Origin of the sequence: Cellulomonas septica, assembly GCF_012396155.1 — a bacterium.
Lineage (GTDB): Bacteria > Actinomycetota > Actinomycetes > Actinomycetales > Cellulomonadaceae > Cellulomonas > Cellulomonas septica.
The window spans coordinates 1-1885 of the sequence record NZ_JAAXOY010000680.1 but is presented as its reverse complement, the minus strand read 5'-3'; the positions used below and the strand labels follow the sequence as shown (position 1 = coordinate 1885).

2 protein-coding genes are annotated in these 1885 nt (G+C 75.0%); both read right to left on the bottom strand.

What is annotated here, in order from left to right; genetic code table 11:
* The coding region (locus HGA02_RS18030) for a response regulator transcription factor (RefSeq protein ID WP_168680644.1) at window positions 1–460 on the bottom strand (460 nt) is incomplete at its 3' end.
* Window positions 457–1885 (bottom strand): ATP-binding response regulator (locus tag HGA02_RS18025; RefSeq protein WP_168680642.1); only part of this gene is annotated, 1429 nt, incomplete at its 5' end. The genes HGA02_RS18030 and HGA02_RS18025, both read right to left, overlap by 4 nt.

Here is a 1885-nt window from a genome sequence, read left to right as displayed (position 1 = left end):
CGAGCGAGCGTGCCGCGCCCAGCGGGACGACCGCCGCCGTGAGGTCCGCGAGCCGGCGGGCGTGCTCGGTGATGCCACGACGGGCGCGGTGCGAGCGGCACAGGCCCGCCACGGTCGCGAGGAACTCGTCCCGGTCGAGCGGCTCGATCAGGTAGGCGTCCGCGCCGCGCTCGAGCCCTGACGTGCGTGCCCGGGCGTCGATGCTCGTCGCCGACACGTGCACGACGGGCACCGCGGTGGCCGGGTCGGCCTTGATCACCTGGCACACGTCGAAGCCGGACATGTCGGGGAGGTTGACGTCGAGGACCACGGCGTCGTGCCCCGCGGCGGCGTCCAGCGCGGCCCGGCCCGTCGCCGCCTCCGTCACCTGGTAGCCCGCCCGGCGCAGCCAGCTGGCCATGACGTAGCGGTGGGCCTCGGTGTCGTCGACGACGAGCACGCGCGCGGTCACGTCGGTCATGGTGCGACCTCCGTCGCACCGGCCGCCCCGGTCGCGCGGCTGAGGACGTCCGCGAGACCGTCGGCGTCCAGGGCCGTCTTCGCGACGAACGGCACGCCCGCGACCGGTGGCTCGTCGAGCGTCGACATGAGCACCACCGGCAGCGTCGACCAGCGCGCGTCCGCGCGGAGGGCGTGCAGGGCCGCGACCCCGTCGACGCCGGGCATGCGCACGTCCATGAGCACCGCGTCCACGGCGCCGGCGGCGATCACGTCGAGCGCCTCGGCGCCGTCGCGCGCCTCGACGACCTGGGCCGCCGAGGGTGCGAGGAGACCGCGCACGACCGCGCGCGCGGCGTCGTCGTCGTCGACGACGAGCACGCGTCCGAGCGCCGGGGCCGTCGTGCGCTCGAGCGTGAGCGTGAACGTGCTGCCCTCGCCGACGACGCTCGCCACCTGGAGCGACCCGCCGAGCGCCTCGGCGACGCGCCGCGCGTACGGCAGGCCGAGGCCCGTTCCCTTGACCGAGGGCTGCAGGCGGTTCGGCACCTGGAAGAACTCCTCGAACACCGTCTCGAGGTGCTCGGCGGGGATCCCGATGCCCGTGTCCCGGACGGTGACGACCACGACGCCGCCCGCGGGCACCGTGACCGCGACGTCGACCGCGCCGGCGTCCGTGAACTTCACGGCGTTGGTCAGCAGGTTGCGCAGCACGCGGCCCAGGAGGTCGGGGTCGGTGTGGAGCTCGACGCCCGTCGGGACGTCGACGTGCAGGGCCACGCCGGGCCGCAGGAGCGGGCGCACGGTGCCCTGGAGGTCGCCGAGCAGCGCCGCGAGGTCCACGCGGACCCGGTGCACGTGCTGCCGTCCCGACTCGGCGCGCGCGAGGTCGAGGAGCTCGTTGACCATGCCGAGCAGCGCGCGTGCGCTCGAGTCGAGGTAGCCGACCTGGATGCGCTGGTCCTCGTCGAGCGCACCCTCGGCGAGCAGCGACGTGAGGCCCAGGATCGAGTTGACGGGCGCGCGCAGCTCGTGGCTCACGCTGCGCAGGAAGCGCGTCTTGGCGTCGTTGGCGGCGGCGAGCTGACGACCGCGCTCGTCGAGCTCGGCGTAGAGCGCGACGACGCCGCTGTTCGTCTCCTCGAGCTCGTCGGACAGCTGCGTGTACATCGCCATGACGCCGCGGTTGGTCTCCTCGAGCTCCTCGTTGGCCCGGACCAGGTCCTGCTCGCGGGCGGCGAGCGCCTCGAGCGCGCTCACCAGCTCGGTGTTCTGCACGCGCAGCTCGTCGAGCGCGTCCGCGGCGCGGGGCCGCGAGAGCGACGCCCGGACCTCGTCGAGCCGCGCGGGCGACAGCCTGCGGGGGTCGGGCAGCGCCTTGCGCAGCACGACCGTGCGCGTGCCGTCGGCGTCGGAGCTGACGTCGACGCGGTCGACGAGACGCTGT